Origin of the sequence: Blautia sp. CAG:257, from assembly GCF_000433815.1 — a bacterium.
GTDB lineage: Bacteria > Bacillota > Clostridia > Lachnospirales > Lachnospiraceae > Blautia_A > Blautia_A caecimuris.
In genome coordinates, this window is the sequence record NZ_HF999021.1 from 25,956 (window position 1) to 50,119 (window position 24,164).

Consider the following 24,164-nt stretch of genomic DNA (forward strand, 5'->3'; position numbering starts at 1 on the left):
CTGTTATCCGAGCCTTTCTCTGTATTCACTTGGAGTTACCCCTTCATACTTTTTAAAAATCCTGCTGAAATAATTGGGATCCCCATACCCGGACATAATGCACACCTCTTTAATGGAATAATGAGAATCCTGCAAAAGCATTTCTGCATTTTTCATTCGTATTTTTGTGAGATATTCGATAAAATTCTCACCTGTTTCCTGCTTAAAAAGTTTACTGAAATAATAAGGACTGATATCCACGATCTTGGAAACCTCGTCCAGCGTCAGCTCCTTCTGAAAATTTTCCCGGATGTAGGCCTTTGCCTTTTCCATGACAGATTCCGACTGCCTCTCCCTGTTTTCCTCCACGCTTCTGCTGATATCCCTTGTCTGCTCCCAGAACCATTTTTTCATCAGCTGCCTGTCCGTACAGTTTCTCAGCTCCTGGATATAATGTTTTTTCTTCCTGCTCCTCATTCTTCCTGAAGCAAAAGCCTTTTGTTCCAGCTTTATCAGAAGTTCCAGAGCTCTGATCTGCATCTCTTCCATGGAACCGCCGCAGTGACTGTCCATCCATTCAAAGATTTTGTCCACACATTCTGAAGTCCCTGCAATATCTCTTTTCATGGCGTTTCTTAAATACCTGGATTCCAGTTCTTCCGGATAATCCTCTTCGTCCTCCCGCCCTGTGGGAATGTCATTGACATGAACTACATGACTGTCCGCCTCACGGAGAGCCTGAAGAGCCTCTGAATATGATTCTCTCAGATTGTCCTCTTCCTTGATCCGTCCGATTCCGGCCCGGAATCTGCTGTCTGTCCTTGTTTCCAGCTTATACACCATATTTCTGGTTTTTGTGAGTATATGTACCCGCTCGTCATAGTCTATGGAATTTTTTTCATAAGGAACCAGAAGAACCACTCTGTTTCCCATAACAGGACCTACCAGACAGTGAAAAAACTCCTTTGCGATCTCCCGAAGCTGAGGATAAAATTTTTCTGCCCGCACGCTGATCCCCACAGCGTTGGTAAGAACTCCATTTTCCTCACTGTCTCCAAACTCCAGAACGATCATAAATCCATACTTTTCTTCGATCACAAGAAACTGCCTGTAGTTGTCATTATAATTATGAAAGGTGTCTGCAAGCAGAATATTGTACAGATATCCGCTTTCCAGTATGGGAATCACTGTTTCCAGCTTTTCTCTTATCTTCAGATCATCACTTCTCTTCTGCCTTGCCTCATCCACTTTACGCATGGCTTTCATGCACACGTCTATGACAACTCTTTTGTTTACCGGCTTGGTAAGATATTCCAGAACACCCAGATTAATGGCTTCTTTTGCATAGCTGAATTTATCATAAGCAGAAATAACAATAAAAATAGTGTTCTGATTGTACTTCTGTATTTCCTTAATAGCCTGGATCCCATTGATGCCCGGCATCTGAATATCCATAAACGCAATGTCCGGCCGAAAACTTTCCGCCAGTTCTACTACCGCTCTTCCTGTTTTTGCCGTGGCAATTTCACATTCATCCCCAAAATTTGATGTAATGATATTTTTTAGCGCCTCCAGCATGATTCCTTCATCATCTGCCAGCATAATTCTGTACATTTATTTCTGCCCTCCTGTTTTTGGAAGTTTCAAAATCACTTCTGTCCCTTTGTTTTCTCCTTCGCTGTGGATCTCCACCAGATTTTTCTGATTGTAATAAAGCTCCAGCCGGCTGATCACGTTATTCATTCCCACGCCTGTGGAGTCAGACTGTTCTTCTCCGTCTCCTGCGTGTCCGCTCAGCACTTCCTGGATTCGCTCCTGACTCATGCCTTTTCCATTGTCCATGATCCGTATAAAAATCCTGTCCTCTTTTCCCACGATTTCCAGATGGATCCTGCCTTCCCAGTCAATATTCCGGATTCCATGGTTCACTGCATTTTCCACAAGAGGCTGAAGGATCATGCTGGGTACTCTGCAGTCCATGATATCTTCATCCGCCTGTCTGGTAAAATGGATTTCTCCTGCAAAGCGAACGTTAAGAATATAAATATAATTTTCAACCGCTGCCAGCTCTTCTTCCAGACTGGCATCCTCCAGACCTTTTTTTACATTATATCTGAAAAAATCCGCCATCTTTTCCACAAAAATACAGGTTTTTTCCGCATCCTCCAGCATGGCAAGCTGCGCCCCCGCATTCAGAGAATTAAACAGAAAATGAGGGTTGATCTGAGACTGCAGATATTTCAGCTGCGCCTCCTTCAGATGGTTTTTCATCAGAAGCTCCCTTTCCATCATCTGCTGTTCTTTTTCCATGCTTCTGGTTGTGCGGATAATATACTCTTCCAGACTTTCCACCATGGTATTAAAAGCCCGTGTAACAATCCCTACCTCATCCAGCGAATCCGTAGGCGGCATTTTTACGTTAAAGTTTCCCTGTCCTACCAGATTGGCGGTTTCTGCCAGATTTGTCAGAGGTTCTATCATTCCCTTGGTAATTCCAAACAGCATCAGAATGCCGATTCCCATCATAACTGTCATCAGCACAAGACTGGATATTTCCAGATATTCCAGCGCCTCTCTCAGTGTCTGGTAGCTGGCCGAGTTGTTTCTGAACTGCTGACTGTTCAGCTCATCAATATAAGTATTGATATAGCTGTAAAGATTCTGGGAGCTGTCATAAAGTTCTTTATATTTTTCTACATTTCTTCCCCTTTTGGCAGATACCGCCTCCTCTGCCAGCGCCAGATAGGATTCCGACATTTTTCGTATGTTCCGTTCCAGAAGCATGGTAGGATTTGATGAGATCTGATTTCCCAGATTTTCCAGAAGATTCCTGTAGGTCTGCTCACTTTTGTAGTAATTTTCCAGTGAATCCGATGTTTTTACGCTTAAATATGCGTACAGAGCCTCCTGAACATCGGAAAGAGAATCTGACAGCTCCGTAAGATCCACATTGCTGGAATATACGGTGTCCATTCTCCTGATCGTCTTATTGATCTGACTGTAAAGAATAATATTAATGACCAGCATCAGAAGCATAATGCTTACTACAGCCAGAAGTATTTTTCTGCCAAGGGGAACATCCTTCCATCTTCTTCCCCTTTTACCCTCTCTGTTCAATTCTGTTCCTCCATGGTATCCGCCGCAATGGCTTTCGGAATTTCATTTTTGGAAACAAATTCCAGTTCTACGTTATAGTAAGAATTGACTCTGCCCTCCTGTTTATACTCCCAGAGAGCTTCTATACAGTCCTTACCCATTTTTTCTGTATCCAGTGTGCATGTTACAGGGATCAGCCCCTTATTAACAGCCTCCCGGATCGTATCGGAAACATAGTAGCCGATAATTTTTACCTCTCCTACCATGTTAAAATCAATCATTGCCTGGTAAGCACATTCAGTAGTCACCTCATCCATACACACCAGGATCTGCGGCGGTCCCTCCGGAGACTGAAAAATCGTCCGTATAGCCTCCTCTATATCAAATTTGTTTTCCGGCATAAGGTTCTGGGCCTGAATTTTAACATTTTCTCCGTTCTCCTGTTCCATGACCACATTGCTGATCTGACTGTAGATCTGGCTTTTTTCAAAATCCCCTTTTTCGCTATCCAGAAGAATCAGAGCTGTTTCTGTATTTTCATCCATAAGCGCAGCTACCTGTTCACCATATGCCTGTCCCATCTGATAGTCATTGACGCCTACAAAACTCTGGCGCTTACTGTCCGGAGCGTCATTCATGATCGTGATAACAGGGATTCCCGCTGTCTCTGCCTTATCAATTTCTTTTTTCAGAGCCTCTTCTCCATTAAATTCCAGAATGATCCCATCCACGCCTGCAGCAATACTGATCTCCATATAATCAATCTCATTATATCCGGTTCCCATATCACTTGCATGAAATTCCAGATATGCATTGTGGTTTTCTGCTGTTTTTTTTGCACTTTCATAAATAGCCTGCCAGAATTCATTCTTTCCGCTTCCAACGATCATTTCATACTGGCTTTCATAGACCCGGCTTTCTTCCGCCTCCTCCAGACCGCTTTTTTTCCAGACACTTTTATAGAAATTATTTGTAAAAAATACAAAAAATCCCACTATAAAAATGCCAAGCAGGATCAAAACCGTTTCTCTGTTTCCCGTCTTTTTCATGTTTCCTCCATTTTTGTCATAAATAAATCAGATATAATTCCACAATTTATCAAAATTATATACTTTTATTCAGATATTTTAAACTTCTTTTTTGACCGATCTGTGTCCTCTTTTTGATATCTCAGGATTTTGACAATATCATTCAGGACACTTCACAGAACCAACGCTTCACAGTGAACCTGCCACTGCCTCCTGTATATAAGGCATTCTGACCCGGTTACTGTGAACAGCTACCGGACTTCCAAGATATGGCTACAATCTCAGGTGTAAGTATGGTATACTATAGGGGATAAAATGCAAAGAATAATGCTTAATACAGAATAATCAGAAAGGTTCTGAACATGAAAAACAGAAAAATAAAACATATCAGAAAAATACTCTGCGGATTTCTGTGTACTGTAATTGCTGTTTCTCCCACAGTTTCCGTTTCCGCAGCAGAATATGATGAGTACGGGGCTCCTATTGTAACTGCCACGCCCACTCCGGTTCCTCACACAGAATACTATGAACAGGCTCCCGATACAGACAGTATTGAAGGCTGGCCTCAGGGACCGAAAATCGAGGGAGAATCTGCCATTCTGGTAGATATGGTAACAGGCGCAGTGCTCTACTCCAAAAATGCAGACAAGGTTCAGTACCCTGCCAGTATCACAAAGATCATGACTTCCCTTCTGGCAGCGGAACATCTGAACATGAAAGACAAAATCGTAATGTCGCAGTCTGCTGCCTATGGGATCACCATCAGCGACAGTTCCAGCATTTACGCTGATACCGGAGAAGAATTTACCACAGAGCAGGCCATGATGGCTGTCATGCTTCAGTCAGCCAATGAAATGACTCTTGCCCTTGCGGAAGAGACCTCCGGTTCTGTAAAAAAATTCGTGGAACTGATGAATCTCAAAGCAAAGCAGCTGGGATGTACAGGAACCCATTTCAACAATCCCAACGGACTGCCTGACGAGCTCCATTATACAACCGCCTCCGATATGGCAAAGATCGCACGGGCTGCCTGGTATAACCCCACTTTTCGGAAATATGCCACCACAACCTATTATGAGATACCGCCTACCAACAAGTTTGCTGAAACACGATATCTTCTGAACCATCACAAAATGATGAAAGGCAATACCTATGCCTATGAGGGCGTTATGGGTGGCAAAACCGGATACACAGACGCTGCGGGCAATACCCTTGTCACATACGCAAAAAGAGGAAACATGCGTCTTGTTTCCGTTGTAATGAAATCCATTAACGGAGCCTATGCAGATACAGCCGCGCTTCTGGATTATGGTTTTAATAACTTTACCAGAACTGCTGTAAAAACTGAACCGGCAACCATGTCTGTATCTTACCTTCCTGCAGAAAAATATATTCTGAAGGACTACAGAAGCTGTACCCTGTGCCGCCGGTACCAGGTTCCGTCTGTAACACTTCCCAATGGAGCAGATATCAGCACACTGAATTCCAGCCGAAGCCTGCGCAAAAATTCTGTGGGACTTCCCATTATGGAAATCACCTACAGCTTTAACGGCCAGAGGACAGGATGCGCGAAGTATTATTTCCAGACCCTGTTATCTGACCGGCTTATTTCATCTCACTGATTCTTTGTTCTGCGTTTTTTGCGGAGGGAATCCCGTTTCTCACGGAGTTCCTCCGCTTTTTCTTCACTTACCCGCTTCAGAGTTTTTACTGCGTAAAACATACCGTCATCAGTTTTCCTGATGCGGACCTTTCCCTTTATACTTCCATGCTTCTGGCATACAGAAATGCTTTCATATATTCTGGAATTATTAATAAACCATCTCAGCTTCCTCTTTGCAGGAAGATGACAGACAGGACACCGGGTACTGGAAACCTCACGGTCCTTTATGATCTTTTCCCGGTCTGTAAACTGTCTGGAAATATATTTGTCATAGGCAGGATAAGAAATGTAAATTTCCTGCTTTTTATTTTTTGGAGCCTGATATGTGTCAACAGAATAATAAGGCAGGATTTCCGACATATCAAGCCTGCAGAAAACCTCAGCCGTATATTCTGCGTCCTCCAGAGCTCTGTGAAATCCCTTTTCCTTTCTGATTCCCAGAGTATCCACTGCATATTCCAGACTTCTCCGCAGTTTCATATTTTCGTGGAACCAGCTGAAAAGCTTCTGTATATCATAGTAAGTCACCGGCCCCGGAAGAAGCTCCAGAAGATCATAATATCTCAGATTCCTCTGAAGCTCAGTCAGATCCTGCATTCCCCAGGTGCAGAACACAAAGTCCTCTCCGCACCAGTCCAGAAAATCCCGGATCGCCTGAGGAAAAGTTGCGCCACTCATAAGGTCTTTGTAATCCACATGGACTACGCTGCGGATACTATCATGGATCCACTTATACACCTCCGGTTTGATCAGAGTCTGAAACTCTCCGGTTTTTTCTCTTTTTTCATTGAGCCGCACTGCCCCGATCTCTATGATCTCAAAGGGCATCCGCTCATCTGATCCGCTTTTTCCCTCCGGACTCTGGTTCCACTCCAGATCAAAAATTATATAATTCATTTATTTGCTTCCTTTATTTTATTTGCGGAATGTAATGCTTCAGCGCTGTCCCAGCTCATACAGAGAAGTGATCAGGATCTCCCGGAATCTGTCTTTGTCCGCCTCAGTCAGCACAAAAACATTTGCATCCTCTTCCTCATGCTGCCACCAGCGGAAGCCCCCCAGTACCGCACCCCGGGCGCTTCCCTCAGAACAGTCTACGGTCAGGATTTTCTGACTTCCCTTAAATATCTCCGGATGAAGAAGATACATCACAGGAACCGCATCATGTACGCTGGTTTCCCCTCTGTATTTTTCTGATGTGTTTTCCAGAGAATAACCCAGCATATCTCCGCAGAGCTTTGCGATTCTGTTTCCTGACTGACACAGCTTCAGAATCTGATTTCTTGACAGAGTACACTGTTCTGTCACATCCAGACCGCACATAACAAGAGGAACTCCCTCGTGCAAAACCATATACGCAGCCTCGGGGTCTGCAAAAAAATTAAATTCTGCCGCATCTGTAACGTTTCCTCCTGACAGGGAACCGCCCATAAAAACGATCTCCTGTATCTTTTCTTTTACTTCCGGAAAAATCCTCAGAAGAAAAGCAATATTTGTCAGAGGGCCTGTGGCAATGATCGTTGCCTGCTCTCCCTCAGGAAGTTCTCCCAGAACTCTTCGGATAAAAAATATTCCCTTTTCCGGCTCCGGTGCTTTTCCGGAACACGAAAGAACACAATTCCCGATCCCGCTTTCTCCATGAGTTTCCGGCGCAAAATACGTTTTTCGCATGACAGGCTTTTCCATTCCCCGGGCCACCGGAACTGATAATCCGTAAAATTCTGCCAGATTCAATGCATTTGCTGTTACTTTTTTTATATCCTGATTTCCGCTTACAGTTGTAATTCCCAGAATCTCCAGTTCTTCTCTGTGAGCTGCTGCCAGAGCAAGCATAACCGCGTCGTCCACCCCTGGATCACAGTCAATGATCACGTTTCTTTTTTTCATATTCTGTCACCGTTTTCCACATATATTCATCTGCGGGAACCTGCTTTTCCACATTTTCCCGAAATCTCTGTGTTTAAGTATAACAGACCTGCCCTGCCGTTTCAATACAGCACAGAAAAGACCGGCTGATCCTGCCGGTCCCTTCTGTGCTTATATATTTTTTATCATGGAAAAACTGTGTCTGCAGTTTACCAGATGTCGCCAAAAAACTCATTATAGGTTTCTTCATCCTCTGCGCTGTTTCCGAACTCATCCAGGATACTTTCTTCCTGTGACGGTTCCTGCGCTGCTGTATCAGAGGCTGCCGGCTCCTCAGAGGTTCCCTCATCAAGAGTAACTGTTACCTTCTTTTCCTCATAACCTCCGTTTCCAAGAACCTGAAGTGTTACTTCCACCTCTTCACCCGGCTCATAATACTGAAGCATATCAACCAGGGCTTCAATGCTGCGGACTCTCTTGCCGTCAAACTCTGTAATGATATTCTTTTCTTTGATTCCCGCCTTGTCTGCAGCTCCGTCCTTGATTACTTCCGCAACCAGAACACCTTCCGGAATGTCATAAACCGCAGATGCTTCTTCACTTACTGAGCTGCCTGTAATGGACAGGGCGCCGTGTTTCTCCACCTTATCCCTCGGTGTCTCATTCATGAGATTCTCAAGAATATCAGATACGTCTGTAATGGCAATGGCATATCCCATACCCTCGACCTCTGTGGAAGCAAGCTTTGCAGAATTGATTCCCACAACCTCTCCGTTCATGTTCAGAAGAGCTCCGCCGCTGTTTCCGGGATTAATAGCCGCATCTGTCTGAATCAGGTTTACACCGTCAGAATTTTCATCTGCCTGTCCGGAATCATCCAGTTTACGGTTTTTGGCGCTGACAATACCTGTTGTTACAGACTGTCCGTATCCAAGAGCATTTCCGATGGCAACTACCTGCTCGCCTACTCTCAGATCATCGGAGCTTCCCACTGTGGCAACCTCGATCTGCTCCATGGTATCTTTGGAAATATCAGAAAGAGCAACCGAAACAACTGCAAGATCCTTATCTGCATCATAACCGTTTACAATTGCCTCATAAACCTCTCCGTCAATACAGGTAACAGATACCGTATCTGCACCCTGGATTACATGATAGTTTGTTGCGATCAGAAGAGACTCGTCATTTTTTCCCACAATGATACCGGAGCCGCTTCCCTCAACCTCCTGTTCCTGAGTGGTAAATCCTCCGAAACCAAAGTCTCCGATATAGGTCTGAACCTCCTGCACAGATTTGGTGTTAATGGCAACTACGGATTTCATTGCTTCTGCCGCAATATCAGATACGTCCAGACTTCCCTTTACTTTCTGTTCAGAATCCTCTTCTGCCTTTTCATCCTTATCTTTGGAATCCTCTGTTTTTTCCTCAGTCTTTTCCGTATCCTTATCGTCTGATTTCTTCTTTGTTTTCAAAAGTGTGGTTTTATTTTCGTCCTTATCCGATGCCTGTACAATGTTGCTAAAATCCCAGCCGTTTACAGCGCTGACGCCTTCAAATGCAAGGCCTCCTACCAGAACAGCGCAGAGAGCAATTCCCGCTCCCTTTTTAAAGCTCATTTTTTTCTTGTTCTTTTTGTTGTCCCGGTCATTATTATCATTTATGTTATTAAGATTATCATTCATGTTGTTGTTCATATTCTCCATAATAAATTCCCTCCTGAAAATATCTCTGTTTTCCTTTTGATGGTCTGAGTATAAAAAAAATTTGTGTTTACTTTGTGGGAAAAATGTGAGGAATCTGTTAAATATCCTTTTTACTATCATACCCTATTCTTCAGACTAACGCCAGACATTCGCAGAAAAAAATTCCCAAAATGCATTCCAAACCACCTCAGGTGATTATATTTTGTCCTGTATAGCAAGCCCTTGACAGGCAAAGTGGATTGAGATACCAATAGCCAGCACAGGAATGGATTCCTATTCTTTCGTATGAAAGACTAAATTCTACTTGTGCAAGAGTAAATTCCATCATGAATTGGAGAGTGGAATTAAAATTTGCATTTTAAGTTTGTGAAAAAAAGAACAAAACAAATTGTAGATATACGGAAAGAATGATATAATGTAACAAGCTGAACACAGCAGATGATGAGTATGGTAAAAACAACAAAAAGCGGAGGTAAGGTAATGAAAAAACTGACAGTAAAAAAAGGCGCCACCTGTATGGCATGTCTGGAATGTGTAGAGGCCTGTTCAAATGCTTATTACAAGGAATCTAATGTATTCAAATCCTGCATTCAGATCGTAGAACGCAAGGGAGAGCCAAAGCCAATGGCATGTCCTCAGTGCGGAAAATGTGCAGAGGTCTGCGAAGCAGGCGCGATCACCCAGAACGCAAAAGGCGTATACATGGTAAATAAAAAACTGTGTACCGGCTGCGGAAAGTGTGTGGAAGCCTGTCCGTTCGGCCTGATGGTAAAAGCTGAGGACAAACCAACTGCATCCAAATGTACAGCCTGCGGTATCTGTGTAAAAGCCTGTCCAATGGAAATCCTTGAGATCGTTGAAAAATAATACATAATTACTGCCAAAAATGCTGCAGCCCGGAATCCTCTGTAGATCCTGAGCTGCAGCGTTTTTCGTTTTTATGCTACTCCATGAGCTTCCAGCCAGTCATAAAGAACTGTCTTTCCGCGTTTTCTGGCGTGTGCCATATGGTTAAACTGTAAGATTGTCAGCGCTGTAAATATAACTGCCAGCACAATCAGTACAACAACTGCCGTTCCTATACTTTCGCCCCCTGCAATGGTGCTTCGGAATGCGTTTACCGTGTAGGTAAAAGGCAGATAATTATGAATCTTTGCCACAAAGGAAGGTGAAATCTCTACCGGATAAGTTCCTGCCGAACCTGCAAGCTGAACTACCATAAAGATCAGCATCAGGAAGCTTCCCACCTTACCGAAAGTAATGTTAAAGAAATACATAATAGAAGTAAATGCCACAGATGCCAGACAGGAGAAGAGAACTGTCTTCATCATTTCTGCCGGAGTAAATCCGTCTATCAGGTGAAGCAGGACGATCAGAAGAATTCCCTGAAGGACTGCCACCGGATAAAGAACAGACGCCTTACTTGCCCACCATGCAAATCCTGATTTTAATTTTCCTTTGTACTCAGTGAGAGGGTACATCAGACAGAAGGCAAGACAGCCGACCCAGAGACCTACAGACATCATGTAAGGAGCCATGGCATGACCGTTATTCTCCACTGTTGTCATCTGTATTTCTTCCTCTTTGACCGGTGCGGCAAACATACTTATCATATCATCGTTTGCTTTTGTTTCCTTTACCTGCTTTGCTCCGTCGCTGAGACTTGTCTGCAGGGTTTCTGAACCATCGTTTAATTTTTTGATTCCATCGCCCAGCTCTTTTGAGCCGTCATAAAGCTGTGAAGAGCCGTCCTGGATCTGTCCTGCACCATCTGCAAGCTGGGTTGCTCCACTGTTCAGTTTACTGTTATTTGAAACCAGTTTGCTGGTTCCGGCTTTCAGAGTTTTTGTTCCATCTGCAAGCTGCGCTGCTCCGGCTGCAAGAGTTCCGGCTCCTGACGCAAGCTGCTGAGTTCCTGAGGTAAGAGCGTCATTATTTCCTGCCAGTGTTCTGACTCCGGCTGTATAGGTTTTGATTCCCTCACTTAACGTGCCTACTCCGGCTGCAAGATCTTTTCCTCCGGCTGTCAGCTGACTGATTCCTCCTGTTACCGTACTGCCTGCAGCCTTCAGCGTTTTTGCTCCTGTTGTCAGAGCTTTGTCATTGGCTGTCAGCTGTGCAAATCCCTCATTCAGAGCTTTTACACCGGCAGCTGCTTTCGGGAAATCCTTTGTTCCCTCTTCCAGTGTACCCAGAGCTGAAGCAACTGCTCCAACACCCTGATTTACTTTCTGAGATCCTGCATAAAGCTGGCCTACCGCGCCGGTCACCTGATTAATAGGATCTGATGGAATGGACGGAATATTCTCTGCTCCGGCTCCCATTTTCTCAGCCCCTGCTGCCATCTGATCTGCTCCGGCTTTCATTTCTCCTGATTTTGCGCCAAGAGTTTCTGCTCCTTTTTTCAGCCCTTCCGCAGCTGCATTCAACTGTCCCGCAGTTCCGTTCAGTGTTTCCTGTACACCTGCCAGCTGTCCAGCAGCTGCATCTGCAATCTGCTGAGCCTGTGCAGTATAGGCAGAAGCATCCATGTTTTCCACATTGTTCTGTACTGCATCTACTCCGGATACACCGGAAGCAGAATTGCCAAGCATTCCGATCACAGCATTCAGGCTTGCTGCGGAAACCATTCCGTTTTCGTCGGCTGAACCCTGGATTCCCTGAATGGCTGCCTGGGCGCCTGCCATAGATGCCTGCATGCCTGATATCTGCTGGTTTGCCGCCTCGATCTGTCCGTTTGCAGAAGCGATCTGGGCATTAGCCGCATCTACCTGGGCTCTTGCCGCATCCAGCTTTCCATTTGCATCCTGAGCACACTGGTTTACAATTCCTGTCACTCCATTTACTGCGTCTGCCACAGGTTTTGATGCGTTCTGTACCTGTGCTGCCACTGTAGAAATACCCTGTCCGGCCTGTGTGATCACACCTGCTGCATTTGTCATTCCCTCTGCAGCCTGCGTCATTCCGGAAGAGGCGGCGGTCATTCCCTTTCCTGCGCTTTCCATTCCGTTTTTCGCTTCATTTAAACCGGCTGTCAGCTTTTTGATATTTTCTGCTGTCAGGCTGCCGCCCAGCTCTTTCAGCTGTCCGTACAGTTCCCCTAAACCGGATTCCAGCTGCTGAGTTCCTGATTTCAGAGATCCCTCTCCTTTGGAAACAGAACTGTTCAGCTGTGAAATACCTGAAGATACCTGACCGATTCCCTCCAGTGGTGAAAGCTGTTTTGCTCCGGCTGCAAGCTGATCTGCTCCGGCAACATACTGTGTCACTCCGTCTGCAAGAGTATTTGCTCCGCTTACATACTGTGTAGTTCCATCCTTCAGGGTATCAAGACCTTTTTTCAGAGTCCCTGCTCCTTCCTGAAGATCTGCTGTTCCGGCTGTCAGCTGTGCAGAATTTGCGTCAAGCTTTGCAACGCCGTCTGTATAATCCTTAACGCCCTGATTCAGCTTATTTACACCGGCTGTAAGCTCAGGAACCTTTGCTGTCAGAGTTCCCACTCCATCATTCAGCTGTGTAGCTCCGTCATCTACCTGCGCCACACCGTCCGTATATTCTTTCAGACCTTCTGTCAGAGTATTTGCTCCATCCTTAAAGGTAAGCGTGCTGTCCGCCAGCTTTTTCAGATTGTCTGTAATGGTTTTATTTCCGTCAGAAGCATCTCCAAGTCCGTCCTTCAGTTCCTTTGAACCATCGGCAGCCTCCTGCATACCGTCTCCAACCTCTGTAATCTGGTCAAAAACTGTCTGCGTATAGGTTTCTGTTACCTGAGAAGCTACCTCGTCACGGATTTTTACAACAGCACTCTCGCTCATTTTGGAAGCAATGTAATTGGTTCCCGGATTTGTTTCATATTCCAGTTCCATTTTCTTTGGCTTCTCATCCATCAGAGTAGAAGCATTCTCAGAAAAATCTTCCGGAATGGTAATTACCATATAATATGTACCATTTCTCAGGCCCTGCTCTGCATCTTTACTGTCCACAAAATGAAAATCAAGGGAATCGTTATCCCTCAGGGCATCTTCCATATCACTGCCCACACTCAGAGTTTTTCCCTCGTATTCTACTGATTTGTCATTGTTTACCACAGCTACCGGAAGATGATCCAGACTTCCATATGGATCCCACATGGATTTCAGGAACAATCCCGCATAAATAACCGGGATTATGATAATTGCCGCAACAACCACTACCAGCATTTTGTTCTTCAGCAGATTTTTCCACTCATTTTTGATCATAGCTGTTCCCTTTCTTTCATGATATATTTTTATATAGAAATTACTTTATTTAAACAGATCAGACACTTTCTGCCGTACAGAATCTGCCTGATTCTGTTGATTACATTATATTCTGTTAATCAATCATTGTTCTAGTAATAGCTTAAATTCTATTAACCATTTTTATTTCTATTAATAAACAATGTGTTGCTTTTCTTTACAAAACGTATTATACTAAAACTGAAAAAAAATACAAGCGACAAAAAAAGAGCTTAATATTTATTAATAGACATTTTTTTGTATTTTGTCTACTAAACATAAAATTCGACATTTCTACCAAAACAATGCCTTTTTTTGCAAAAAGATTGGAGGTTTTTTCATGGCTAAAAAAGTTGACCGAAGAGTCAGAAAAACAAAGATGCAGCTCAGGCAGGGACTTGCCCGCCTGATGCAGAAAAAAAGTATCAAAGAAATCACTGTAAAGGAACTGGTAGACGAGGTGGATATTAACCGCTCCACCTTTTACCTGCATTATACAGACATCTACCAGATGCTTGAAAAAATTGAAGAGGAAGCTATGGCAGACATCCGGGAAGCTATGGAAGGCTGTCCCGACGACTGCACAGAAAGGGAAAAGATCATTCCCTTTCTTGCCCGTTTTTTCTCCATTATGGACAGCAACCGGGACCTTTCCCTGGCGCTTCTGGGACCTAACGGAGACATGGATTTTGTGGAGCGGATTGAGACACTGATCGCCAACAGATTCCTGAAACAGAGCAGCTTTCCGGCTACTGACAGCGAGATACGCTATGCCTATGCCTTTTGTCTCAGCGGCTGTATCGGAATGATCAAAACATGGCTGTCCAGAACAGAGCATGAATCTCCGGAAGCCATGGCAGAGCTTATCTATCACCTGATTGACAACACTACTCAGGAATATATTCAGAATTATATCCGGTAAGCCGGATAAGTAAGCGGTTGTTGCGGAAAATGCAATGACCAGTCCTCACGATATAAGGAAAGAAAAAACAGATCATCCAAATAAGGCACAGCAAACGTTTTTATCCGTGGGCAGTGCCTTATTTTATCTGCAGATCATTTCTGTATTATTCCGAAAATTTTTATCATTCGTATTCTATTGTGCAGGTAGTGACGGACTGGGGAAGAACATTTAAAGTCCCAGTCTGTCCATGAAGCCTCAGATTTACAGGAAGCTGTTTTTCTGTCCGGTTCAGAATAACCAGAATGATGCTTCCGTCTGTATTTTTATAGGCAACAGACTCTATCTTATCTGTGTATACAGAATGGGCGATCCGCACGCTTCCGGGACGCAGATAATGGGAGATGTGATAAAAACAGTCAAGGGTCGGCTGGGGGAGCAGCCGTTTCTTTCCTTTATGGAAAAGACAGGGAGCATGACAGTAATTTCCAACATAATTAGGACCGCCCTCTTCATCCAGACAGAGATTCCAGTCATGAAACATACTCATTCCATGATTGAGGTCCCCGATCAGCTCATGAAGAAGAGAAAAAACGCCCTCTGTCACATCATCTGACCGGAATTTGCAGTATTCCAGGCAGCTTTCGGAAAGGATCAGCTTCAGTCCGGGAAATCGTTTCCGCACCAGCTCCATTTCCTCAAAATGATCTCCGCTGTACCAGTGAAAGGCCATTCCGGTGATCATTTTTTCTGTTTCACTGTCAATGGTTTCCACCGCCCGTTCATAAAGCCGTTCCTTATTATGATCCCAGATATAGATTTCAATTTTATCCAGCCCATGTTTTTTCAGCGCAGGATAAAGAGCTGTTTTCAGAAACTCTCTCTCCTCCTCTGCACTGTACAGGCAGGAATCCCATTTCTGTACTGCGTTTGCCTCGTTCTGAATGGACATTCGTTTTACCGGAAAGCCCTCTGCCTGCAGGGCAAGGATATACTGGCAGATATATTCAGCCCAGTCCGGATAATATTCCTTTTTCAGATGTCCGCCCCACTGGCGCTGTCCGTTTGTTTTCATATATTCCGGCGGAGACCAGGGAGAAACCATGATCTCCGGCGGCTCCTCACAGACTGCAAAAATATCTTTAAGCATTGGAAAAATATATTTTCCCGCTCTCTGGGCCGCCACCTTTACGGGTTCTTTTTCCACAAGCGAATCATAGGTTTCCAGAGAAAAATCACAGCTGTCAACAGGAACACGCAGAAGCCGGTAGCCAAGTCCCTCTTTACTGAAATATGTAGAAAGGACTTCTTTTTTCTGTTCCTCATTCATCAGAGAATACACATATGCCGCTGCATCTGTCACTGCGCCCCCGAATCCCTCAAATGCTTCCCGGGAAATCTCCGGATGCAGATTAAGCACCTGGTTTTCTGTATTTTTTTCATCCGGAACCAGACGTCCCTGCTGAGTATAATGACCTGTGCCCCCTCCGGCAAAACAGGTGGTAAGTGCCTTAAACTTCATAATTTTCTCTCTTTCAGCGCAGGAACATCACTGCCTCATAAGGTCTTAAAACAAGCTCCTTCGGACTGATCTCTTCTCCGTAATTAGAGAGGATACTCCTGCAGTCCTCCGGAATGGAATACGGCACCTCTACTTCACCGTCAAAGAAATTACAGAACACATAAAGCTCTTTTCCCTGATACTCACGTTTGTATGCAAGGATTTCTTTATCCTCGCGAAGAAGAGGTGTCACAGAGCCTTTCTGGATCACAGGAAGCTCTTTTCTTAACTTCACAAGCTCTTTATAATACTGGAAAACAGAATCCGGCTCATGTCTGCTCTCTGTGTTGATCTCTTTGTAGCGATCACACACTTTCAGCCACGGAGTACCCTTAGTGAAGCCTGCGTTCTCAGAAGCATCCCACTGCATTGGAGTACGGGAGTTGTCTCTGGACTTGGCGCCCAGAATACGGATCACTTCCTCCTCGCTCTTACCCTGAAGCTTCAGGATATTATAATAGTTCAGGCTTTCAATATCCATATACTCGTCAATAGAGGTATAGCCGGCATTTGTCATACCGATCTCCTCTCCCTGATAAATATAAGGTGTTCCCTTCAGGCCGTGAATGGCTGTGACAAGACATTTTGCAGATTTTACACGGTATTCCTTTTCATTTCCGATTCTGGAAACAATTCTCGGCTGATCATGGTTGCACCAGAACAGAGCATTCCAGCCGCCGCCCTTTTCCATTTCTTCCTGCCAGGTAAACAGATGCTTTTTCAGATCATGGAAGCGGAAAGGCTCGATCTCCCATTTATTTCCGGAAGGATAATCCACTTTCAGGTGATGGAAGCTGAAGATCATGGACAGCTCGTTAGATTCCGGGTTGGAATAGCGGATGCTGTTTTCCAGTGTGGTAGAAGACATTTCGCCTACAGTTACCACATCGTCATATTTTCCAAAGGTATTCTCGTTCAGCTCCTGAAGATACTGGTGGATTTTTGGTCCGTCTGTATAGAAACGGTGTCCGTCCCCTTCCAGATCATCCTCATAAACGTCCGGTTTGGAGATCAGATTGATCACGTCGAAGCGCAGTCCCTTTACCCCCTTTTCCAGCCAGAAGTTTACAGTATCATAAATATCCTGACGCACCTCCGGGTTTTCCCAGTTCAGATCTGCCTGGGTTACATGGAACAGATGAAGGTAATACTCATCTGTTTCCGGAAGGTAGCTCCATGCGTTTCCACCGAATTTTGACACCCAGTTTGTAGGCGGAAGGCCATTTTTTCCTTTTTTGAAGATATAATAGTTTCTGTATTTCGGATCACCCTTCAGAGCCTTCTGAAACCACTCATGCTTTGTGGATGTATGGTTCAGAACCATATCCATCATCAGGTACATGCCGCGCTTGGCAGCCTCCCGTACCAGCTCGTCAAAGTCCTCCATAGTTCCGTATCTGGGGTCAATATTTCTGTAATCCGCGATATCGTATCCGTTGTCATACTGAGGAGAGGTAAGAAACGGAGTGATCCACAGATAGTCCACACCCAGCTCTGCCAGATAATCCAGATGCTCAATTACGCCTCTCAGATCTCCGAAACCGTCTCCGTCTGTATCCTGAAAAGACTTGGGATAAATCTGATATACTACTTTTCCGCCTAATTCCACCATAGTTTTTCTCCTTTAGTTTTTCTTTCTGTTTTCACTGTTCAGCGGTGTTTTTGATAAAAGCAGGGTAAACAGAATTGATAATACAATACAAAGCGCCATAACTCCAATATATGGAAGCATATACTGAGCTTTCATGGAAAGGAATGCAGGAAGTCCGCCGACACCTACACTGTTTGCAATTACTCCGATCAGTCTGGAAATCATTCCTGTAACTCCTGTTGCAAGCATGGCTCCCACAAACGGATACAGATATTTCAGGTTAATACCGAACATTGCCGGCTCTGTAACTCCCAGATATCCGGAAATAAACGCCGGAACACCAACCTCTTTTGCCTTTGCATTTCTTCTGTTGATGATTACAAAAGCCACTACTGCGGAAGCCTGGGCAATATTATTGAGAGCAACTACCGGGAAGGTATAGATTCCGCCTACAGTTTCCGCTGCCTGAAGGTCGATAGGAAGCATTGCATGATGAAGTCCTGTAATAACCATAAGTGGATACAGAAGGCCGTAAATACCACTGACGATCCAGCTGAAGGAAGAATCAAAGCCTACCTGAATGATCTTTGCCAGTCCGTCGCCGATCACACGTCCGAAAGGTCCGATCACTGTATGGGCCAGAAGAACTGCCGGCACCAGTGAAAAGAACGGTACTACGATCATGGAGATCATTTCCGGCACATGCTTTTTCAGGAATTTGTAAAGCACAGAAAACAGAATTCCAACAAGGATTGCCGGAATTACCTGTGACTGGTATCCTACCATATTGATATGGAAAGCGCCAAAATCCCATGTTTTGATGTCCCCGCCTGTAGCCACTGCCTGCACATAGTCACTGGCTGACATCAGCTGCGGAGAAACCAGAGTAATTCCAAGGACAATTCCGAGAACCGGATCAGAATTCATTTTTTTGCACACAGAATAAGTGATGATTACCGGAAGGAAGGTAAAAATTGCCTCACCGATCAGCCAGAGGAAATTATACACACCATTCCAGAACGGATACACTGCTGTGATTGTTTTTGTTCCGTTTTCCAGAAGCGCAATATCGCCGATAATGTTACGGAATCCAAGGATCAGACCACCTACGATAATTGCCGGAATGATCGGCGCAAAAATCTCTGCCAGGTTTGCCAGAAGGCGCTGAAGAAGATTCAGATTACCTTTTGCCTCTGTTTTTACTTCTGCCTTACTTACGCCTTCAATTCCGCTTGCCTCTACAAAATCATCATAAAAAGTAGAAACCTTGTTGCCGATAATGATCTGAAACTGTCCGCCCTGAGTAAAGCTTCCTTTTACACAGGAAAGCTCCTCAATCGCCTTCACATCTGCCTGTTTCTGATCTTTAAGTACGAATCTCATTCTTGTTGCACAATGAGTAAATGACACAATGTTTTCTTTGCCGCCCAAAAGCTCCAGCATCTTTTTTGCATCATTTGCAAATCCTGCCATCTTTCCATCCTCCTTATACGTATATCTTTTTTCTTTATTATATTTATACGTACAACTTATATTTATATATTAATTTATACGTTCATTTATGTCAAATACTTTTGTGTTGTATTTTTGAATAAAATTTTGACTTTGTTTTTGTGTACTTTGTCCAATAAACTCTCCTGAATTACAGGAAATGACTTTCTTATTTATCCTGGATTTTCCGGTTCAAAAAATGTATCTGCCGGATATAGGCTGCTATGGGAAGTCCTGTTCCGCATATATCCGACCGCATCCTCACGTAGCCTTTTTCAGGAAGATCCGTACAGAATATAGTGCTTTCCTGATCAGTAAAAAATAAAACTGCCCCGGTTTTAAAACAGGACAGTTGTTATTTCCATAAACTATATATAATTCTCAAAAACTCTGCCGGCAGGAATCTGGAACTGCGGCTGAATTCTCCTACAGTTTTCTCTTTGCCAGATCTACAAATCGGAATTTATCCGGCCTGTGACGGGATTCTGTACACTGAAACAGCGTATTATTTTCCAGATATGTGTGGCTTTTTACCACCACGACCATGTTATAATCCCCCATGTCCAGCAGTTCATAATCCTCTGCATTTGCCTTCTGCACCGTAATTTCCTTTACCGCATAGCTGATCTGAAGCCCAAGCTCTTCCTCCAGATAACGGTAGACGGACACCTTACATTCATTCAGGGGAAGACGGGGAACAACATCCCTTACAAAATAGTCCTTATCAAGAATAACTGCCTCATCTTTCATGCGCCTTACCCGGATCAGTTCATAAACCTCTCCGTTTACACTCTGCTGAAAAATTTTTTTAATTTTGTGGGAATCCTGCAAAATATCAAGATTTACCACCTCTGTCTCCGCATGGGCATTTGACAGCTTATTTACCTCCTGAAAGCTTGCAATTTCAGAAAGCGGAAACGTATACCTCTGCTTTGGCATTACCAGCGACGCCCGTCCTCTTCCTCTCTGAATATATCCGTTCTGCTCCAGAAGATTCAGGGACTTGCGGACAGTATCCCGGGAAACCTGATAGCTTTCCATCAGACTGCTTTCTGTAGGCAGCCGTTCTCCTTCTGCAATCTGACCGCTTTCGATTTTTTCCTTCCATTCTTTATATATAGTTACATACTTACTTTCTTTCATATGTGCTCCAAACCTTCCACTGCTGTCTTATCCTGCCTCAGTAATTTTCTGCCGCAGGCTGAACCATAAGCCACACCGCTCCGTTCAGTTATGCCATGCCAGACGCTTTACATCTGCATGGACTTCTCCTGTCATCCAGTCCACATCATTTGTGATCCAGTCCATGATCTCAAGCTGACGCATTTCCCAGGAAACCGTTGCTTCTCTTGAAGCAATCGTTTCCTCTGTTTCCATGGTAGTGTCAATTTCATCATAGCCGAAAATATATCCTCCGGCGCTCCAGATACTGAAATTACTGTCCGGACCGGGATCTGCAGTTTCTCCCCGCTCTGCGACCAGCCTGTCATGGCGGGCCTTGTACTCTTCTTCGCATCCGTCTTTCAGTCTGGTCATAAAAACTCTGTGGCGGATCAGTTCTTTGTTTTTTCTCACAATACCAAAATTATGATACATCAGCCGCATATCCTGACCCGGAGTGGAAATCCAGTCAAACGTATCCTGGATTTTTTCTGTAAGAACCGCAATTTCTGCCTTTTCCTCTTCTCCTTTGCATCTGTTATCCCGGTTTTCATAATATCCAAAAATCAGATCCTCCGCATTCCAGATACTGAAATTACTAATCTCATTTCTGTCCAGAAATCCGGTCAGCTCCGACCAGATTTCGCCAAGCTTTTTCCTGTATGCGTTCATCTGCCCTTTTTTTATTTTCATTGCAAATCCATGTCTTTCCATAAAAATCTCCTTCCTGTAAACCGCCTGCTGCTTTATCATAAATTCCTGCCTGTCGGCATCATGCCATACTTCCGGACCTGTGTAGATTCCTTGTCATATTTTGTATATGCCAAAAAATAAATAAAAAATTCGTACTCTTTTTAACCTGTTCATTTATAATTGAAAAATACATTACTTAAATTTTATCACATGCCTCCTGACTTTTCCAGATATTTGACAGATTCCAAACCGTTCTATATACTTAAATTACTGTTTACACCGTTCACTGTAAGAAACCGGGGCTTGTTCCGGAGTACTTCTCACAACAAATTTTACATTTAACAGAAAAACCTTAAAATCTTTGTTGCCGGCAGTATCGTTCACACCGGCTGCCCGTAAAAGGAGGCATAAAATATGGATTTCTCCACACATTTTCCCATATGGGATAAACTGACACCTGCCCAGCAGAAAACAATTTCCCAGGCATCTTTTCAGCGGTCTGTCTCTAAAGGGACCGTCCTTCACAACGGCTCTGTAAGCTGTCTTGGAATGCTTCTGATCCTTTCCGGACAGCTTCGGTCATATATCGTATCTGATGAGGGAAGAGAGATCACTCTTTATCGTCTTTTTGAGCGGGACGTATGTATTTTTTCCGCATCCTGCGTGATGCAGAACATCCAGTTTGAGGTTATCATTGAAGCCGAAAAAGACAGTGAAATACTGGTTCTTCCACCCCATATATACAAATCCCTGATGGAAGAATCTGCTCCAATGGCAAACTTCTCCAATCAGATCATGGCAAGTCACTTTTCCGAGGTAATGTGGCTGATCGAACAGATCATGTGGAAAAGCTTTGACAAAAGACTGGCCGCCTTTCTTGTGGAAGAAACTCTTCTGGAAAACACTGATATATTAAAGATCACTCACGAAAAAATAGCCAATCATCTGGGAACTGCCCGGGAGGTAGTCACACGGATGCTCCGCTATTTTCAGAGCGAAAATCTGGTCAGACTATCCCGTGGAACCATCGAGATCACGGACAAAAAAGGACTGGAAGAACTTTCAGAATGAACATGTTCAATACAAAAACAGGGACTCCTTTTCCGGCCTGTCCACCCTGAAGGAATTCCCTGTTTTTACTTTTTATTTAATTTTACTGAACCATGTCCAGGATCTCTTCTTTTGGCTTCACACCCATAGAGCGATTCTGGATCTGACCGTTCTTGATGACCACCAGCGTTGGGATTGTCATTACCTGAAATTCTGATGCCAGCTCCTGCTGCTCGTCCACATTTACCTTGCACACCTTGATACTGTCATTTTCTTCTGCAATTTCATCCACTACCGGGGAGAGCATCCTGCAGGGTCCGCACCATCCTGCCCAAAAATCCAGCAGAACCGGTTTATTACTGTTCATTACTTCTTCCTGAAAATTATTTTTTGTAATATTTAAAACTGACATATGATCCTCCTCCTGCCCGGTTCTTCATGTTCTCTAAAATCTTTTATCCCGGACATCGCGTATAATTATTATTTCCATTTTTACAGGATTTATTTTCATGCTCTGCTTTTACATCACACTTCTGTATCAGATTTATTTCTGTACCTTTTTCCTCCTGTTTATGTATGTATCATACACGAAGATTCTCGGCCAGTCTGTGACTAAATCACCTTACTTCCATTTTCAATATATTTCAGGCCTTTTCGCATCCTCAGATATTTCTCATATTTTTTTTCACAAAAACTTGCAGCTTTCCTGTCCGGTTGATAACAACATTCTGTTATTACATTGCCTTCTGTTATTCTTTGTAGTGATGAAAAATTCTCATTTTTATAAGATGCTAACAAAGCAATTCCAAAAGCAGGTCCTATCATTCCTTCCATTTTTTCAACTGAAACGTTAAGAACATTTGCCATTGTTTGAAGCCATACCGGGCTTTTCGCTCCTCCACCTACTACTTTTACACTTCCATATTCCCTGATAGGCAATTTCATTTTTTCTGCCAGTTCTCGAAATCCCATACACAGACCTTCTATAACTGCATAAAACAGGTCTTCCTGGGTAGTAGAAAGATTGATTCCTGTAAATGCTCCTCTCAGTTCTGTATCTGCATAAATTGTTTTTTCACCGTTTAAATGAGGATAAAACATTAATTCATTTTCTGCCATTTTACTAACATCCAGTTCTGTTGTCATTTTATGAAAATTCCTCATTTCCATAATATCACGATTCCACCAGTCAAATGTATTTCCATTACATTGAACTGCTCCCTGAACCAGAAAAGAATATTTTTTATCATCAAAAGAAAACAATATCTTTTTCCCTCTTGTCTGGCTCTCAGGCTTCTCTATTGGCATCATAAATATCCCGGATGTCCCCAGGGAAATAACAGGATATCCAAGACCCAGACATCCTGTAGAAATAGCTGTTGCAGGATTATCTCCTGTCCCTACAATCACCTCCACATCTGAACTGAACTGGAATTCCTCAGCTATTTCAGGTAAAATTTTCCCTGCTTTTCGGGCGCTTCCTTTTATTTCCGGATATGTATTTTTTTCTAATCCTATTAGTTGCCTTATTTCTTCTGACCATTCTTTTTTATCAATTCTATAAAGACATGAGGTTGATGCTTCACAGTAGTCTGTTACTGTATTTCCGGTAAGGCAAAATACTAAATAATCCGGTCCTATCAAAAACTTTTTTATTTTTTCCAAATTCTCCGGTTCATATTTTTTCATCCAGTAAAGATTTGCTGCCGGACTTCCTGTTGAAATTGTTTTAGACAAATATTCCCCTTCTGGAAACTTTCTGATTTTATTTTTTAACTCTGGAAGAATTATTTTTGTTCTTGTATCATTCCACATCATTGCAGGACGGACAGCTTTCCCATCTTCTCCCAGAACAATCAGCGTATGCATCTGACCGGTAACCCCAATTCCAGCCAAAGCACTTGTATCCTGACCTTCCATTATTTTATGGATACCTTTTTTCATAGCAGAATACCAGATTACGGGATCAATCTCACTCCATCCGTCTCCTGCATGCACTGCTTCGTATTCCTCAGAAACCTGTCTGAGAACAGCCTTTTCCGAGTCAATAAGCACCATTTTCATCGCGGATGTTCCCATGTCTATTCCCAAATATGTATGTTTCAAACTAACACCACCTACAGAA

General features: G+C 43.6%; 18 protein-coding genes. 4 read left to right on the forward strand and 14 right to left on the reverse strand.

The window, feature by feature from the left end:
* Nucleotides 1–3 precede the first annotated feature (3 nt).
* The 3 genes from QVP40_RS04150 to QVP40_RS04160 are packed head-to-tail and all read right to left on the reverse strand — an operon-like array spanning nt 4 to nt 4,124.
* Complete coding sequence (locus QVP40_RS04150) at nt 4–1,593, reverse strand: response regulator (protein WP_022067234.1); 1,590 nt, start codon at nt 1,591–1,593, stop codon at nt 4–6.
* Nucleotides 1,594–3,096, reverse strand: coding sequence for a sensor histidine kinase (locus tag QVP40_RS04155; RefSeq protein ID WP_022067235.1), 1,503 nt, complete (start codon nt 3,094–3,096; stop codon nt 1,594–1,596).
* Nucleotides 3,093–4,124: a sugar ABC transporter substrate-binding protein gene (locus QVP40_RS04160; RefSeq protein WP_022067236.1), complete on the reverse strand. Its 1,032-nt coding sequence runs from the start codon at nt 4,122–4,124 to the stop codon at nt 3,093–3,095. The genes QVP40_RS04155 and QVP40_RS04160 overlap by 4 nt, the downstream gene beginning before the upstream one ends.
* Nucleotides 4,125–4,465: 341 nt before the next feature.
* Here QVP40_RS04160 and QVP40_RS04165 point away from each other — a divergent pair, with 341 nt between their 5' ends.
* The gene (locus QVP40_RS04165) at nt 4,466–5,725 is read left to right on the forward strand and encodes a D-alanyl-D-alanine carboxypeptidase family protein (protein WP_022067237.1); all 1,260 of its coding nucleotides are present in this window, start codon (nt 4,466–4,468) and stop codon (nt 5,723–5,725) included.
* Here the strand turns inward: QVP40_RS04165 and QVP40_RS04170 are convergent.
* The 3 genes from QVP40_RS04170 to QVP40_RS04180 form a co-directional block, all read right to left on the reverse strand.
* Nucleotides 5,719–6,663 (reverse strand): 3'-5' exonuclease, encoded by a 945-nt coding sequence (locus tag QVP40_RS04170; RefSeq protein WP_022067238.1) that lies wholly within the window; start codon nt 6,661–6,663, stop codon nt 5,719–5,721. The genes QVP40_RS04165 and QVP40_RS04170 overlap by 7 nt on opposite strands.
* A gap of 39 nt (nt 6,664–6,702) precedes the next feature.
* On the reverse strand, nt 6,703–7,653 hold the full coding sequence (locus QVP40_RS04175; RefSeq protein WP_022067239.1) for a nucleoside hydrolase: 951 nt from the start codon (nt 7,651–7,653) through the stop codon (nt 6,703–6,705).
* Between the two features lie 188 nt (nt 7,654–7,841).
* The gene (locus QVP40_RS04180; RefSeq protein ID WP_022067240.1) at nt 7,842–9,335 is read right to left on the reverse strand and encodes a S1C family serine protease; all 1,494 of its coding nucleotides are present in this window, start codon (nt 9,333–9,335) and stop codon (nt 7,842–7,844) included.
* A gap of 447 nt (nt 9,336–9,782) precedes the next feature.
* Between QVP40_RS04180 and QVP40_RS04185 the strand changes: the two genes are divergently transcribed.
* Nucleotides 9,783–10,202 (forward strand): 4Fe-4S dicluster domain-containing protein, encoded by a 420-nt coding sequence (locus QVP40_RS04185; protein ID WP_330361882.1) that lies wholly within the window; start codon nt 9,783–9,785, stop codon nt 10,200–10,202.
* A gap of 71 nt (nt 10,203–10,273) precedes the next feature.
* Here the strand turns inward: QVP40_RS04185 and QVP40_RS04190 are convergent, their stop codons facing one another.
* Nucleotides 10,274–13,573, reverse strand: a complete 3,300-nt coding sequence (locus tag QVP40_RS04190; protein WP_022067242.1) for a YhgE/Pip domain-containing protein — start codon at nt 13,571–13,573, stop codon at nt 10,274–10,276.
* A gap of 358 nt (nt 13,574–13,931) precedes the next feature.
* On the opposite strand from QVP40_RS04190, the gene QVP40_RS04195 reads away from it, so the two are divergent.
* Entirely contained in the window at nt 13,932–14,513 is a 582-nt protein-coding gene (locus tag QVP40_RS04195) for a TetR-like C-terminal domain-containing protein (protein WP_022067243.1), read from the forward strand.
* A 163-nt stretch (nt 14,514–14,676) separates the two neighbouring features.
* Here QVP40_RS04195 and QVP40_RS04200 read toward each other — a convergent pair whose 3' ends face one another.
* The 5 genes from QVP40_RS04200 to QVP40_RS04220 form a co-directional block, all read right to left on the reverse strand.
* Nucleotides 14,677–16,014, reverse strand: a complete 1,338-nt coding sequence (locus tag QVP40_RS04200; RefSeq protein WP_022067244.1) for a glycoside hydrolase family 30 protein — start codon at nt 16,012–16,014, stop codon at nt 14,677–14,679.
* Between the two features lie 13 nt (nt 16,015–16,027).
* A complete protein-coding gene (gene treC / locus QVP40_RS04205; RefSeq protein WP_022067245.1) occupies nt 16,028–17,665 on the reverse strand; it encodes an alpha,alpha-phosphotrehalase in 1,638 nt (545 codons plus the stop codon).
* Between the two features lie 12 nt (nt 17,666–17,677).
* Entirely contained in the window at nt 17,678–19,117 is a 1,440-nt protein-coding gene (treP, locus tag QVP40_RS04210) for a PTS system trehalose-specific EIIBC component (protein WP_022067246.1), read from the reverse strand.
* A gap of 444 nt (nt 19,118–19,561) precedes the next feature.
* Nucleotides 19,562–20,278, reverse strand: coding sequence for a trehalose operon repressor (treR, locus tag QVP40_RS04215; protein WP_022067247.1), 717 nt, complete (start codon nt 20,276–20,278; stop codon nt 19,562–19,564).
* Between the two features lie 84 nt (nt 20,279–20,362).
* Nucleotides 20,363–21,010: an L-rhamnose mutarotase gene (locus QVP40_RS04220; RefSeq protein WP_022067248.1), complete on the reverse strand. Its 648-nt coding sequence runs from the start codon at nt 21,008–21,010 to the stop codon at nt 20,363–20,365.
* 393 nt (nt 21,011–21,403) lie between these two features.
* On the opposite strand from QVP40_RS04220, the gene QVP40_RS04225 reads away from it, so the two are divergent.
* Nucleotides 21,404–22,060: a Crp/Fnr family transcriptional regulator gene (locus QVP40_RS04225; protein WP_022067249.1), complete on the forward strand. Its 657-nt coding sequence runs from the start codon at nt 21,404–21,406 to the stop codon at nt 22,058–22,060.
* 82 nt (nt 22,061–22,142) lie between these two features.
* Here QVP40_RS04225 and trxA read toward each other — a convergent pair whose 3' ends face one another.
* Together trxA and QVP40_RS04235 are read right to left on the reverse strand one after the other, a co-directional pair.
* Nucleotides 22,143–22,451: a thioredoxin gene (gene trxA, locus QVP40_RS04230; RefSeq protein WP_022067250.1), complete on the reverse strand. Its 309-nt coding sequence runs from the start codon at nt 22,449–22,451 to the stop codon at nt 22,143–22,145.
* Nucleotides 22,452–22,651: 200 nt separating this feature from the next.
* Nucleotides 22,652–24,145 carry a xylulokinase gene (locus QVP40_RS04235; protein ID WP_022067251.1) on the reverse strand — a complete coding sequence of 498 codons (1,494 nt, stop codon included), beginning with the start codon at nt 24,143–24,145 and terminating at the stop codon, nt 22,652–22,654.
* Between the last annotated feature and the right edge of the window lie 19 nt (nt 24,146–24,164).

Bases quoted from the DNA above. Each gene is read 5' to 3' on its own strand.
- QVP40_RS04190 (WP_022067242.1), bottom strand. From the start codon at position 13,573: ATGATCAAAAATGAGTGGAAAAATCTGCTGAAGAACAAAATGCTGGTA.
- treR (WP_022067247.1), bottom strand. From the start codon at position 20,278: ATGAAAGAAAGTAAGTATGTAACTATATATAAAGAATGGAAGGAAAAA.
- QVP40_RS04200 (WP_022067244.1), bottom strand. From the start codon at position 16,014: ATGAAGTTTAAGGCACTTACCACCTGTTTTGCCGGAGGGGGCACAGGT.
- QVP40_RS04160 (WP_022067236.1), bottom strand. From the start codon at position 4,124: ATGAAAAAGACGGGAAACAGAGAAACGGTTTTGATCCTGCTTGGCATT.
- QVP40_RS04180 (WP_022067240.1), bottom strand. From the start codon at position 9,335: ATGGAGAATATGAACAACAACATGAATGATAATCTTAATAACATAAAT.
- QVP40_RS04195 (WP_022067243.1), top strand. From the start codon at position 13,932: ATGGCTAAAAAAGTTGACCGAAGAGTCAGAAAAACAAAGATGCAGCTC.
- QVP40_RS04150 (WP_022067234.1), bottom strand. From the start codon at position 1,593: ATGTACAGAATTATGCTGGCAGATGATGAAGGAATCATGCTGGAGGCG.
- treP (WP_022067246.1), bottom strand. From the start codon at position 19,117: ATGGCAGGATTTGCAAATGATGCAAAAAAGATGCTGGAGCTTTTGGGC.
- trxA (WP_022067250.1), bottom strand. From the start codon at position 22,451: ATGTCAGTTTTAAATATTACAAAAAATAATTTTCAGGAAGAAGTAATG.
- QVP40_RS04175 (WP_022067239.1), bottom strand. From the start codon at position 7,653: ATGAAAAAAAGAAACGTGATCATTGACTGTGATCCAGGGGTGGACGAC.
- QVP40_RS04170 (WP_022067238.1), bottom strand. From the start codon at position 6,663: ATGAATTATATAATTTTTGATCTGGAGTGGAACCAGAGTCCGGAGGGA.
- QVP40_RS04165 (WP_022067237.1), top strand. From the start codon at position 4,466: ATGAAAAACAGAAAAATAAAACATATCAGAAAAATACTCTGCGGATTT.
- QVP40_RS04185 (WP_330361882.1), top strand. From the start codon at position 9,783: ATGGTAAAAACAACAAAAAGCGGAGGTAAGGTAATGAAAAAACTGACA.
- QVP40_RS04225 (WP_022067249.1), top strand. From the start codon at position 21,404: ATGGATTTCTCCACACATTTTCCCATATGGGATAAACTGACACCTGCC.
- treC (WP_022067245.1), bottom strand. From the start codon at position 17,665: ATGGTGGAATTAGGCGGAAAAGTAGTATATCAGATTTATCCCAAGTCT.
- QVP40_RS04220 (WP_022067248.1), bottom strand. From the start codon at position 21,010: ATGGAAAGACATGGATTTGCAATGAAAATAAAAAAAGGGCAGATGAAC.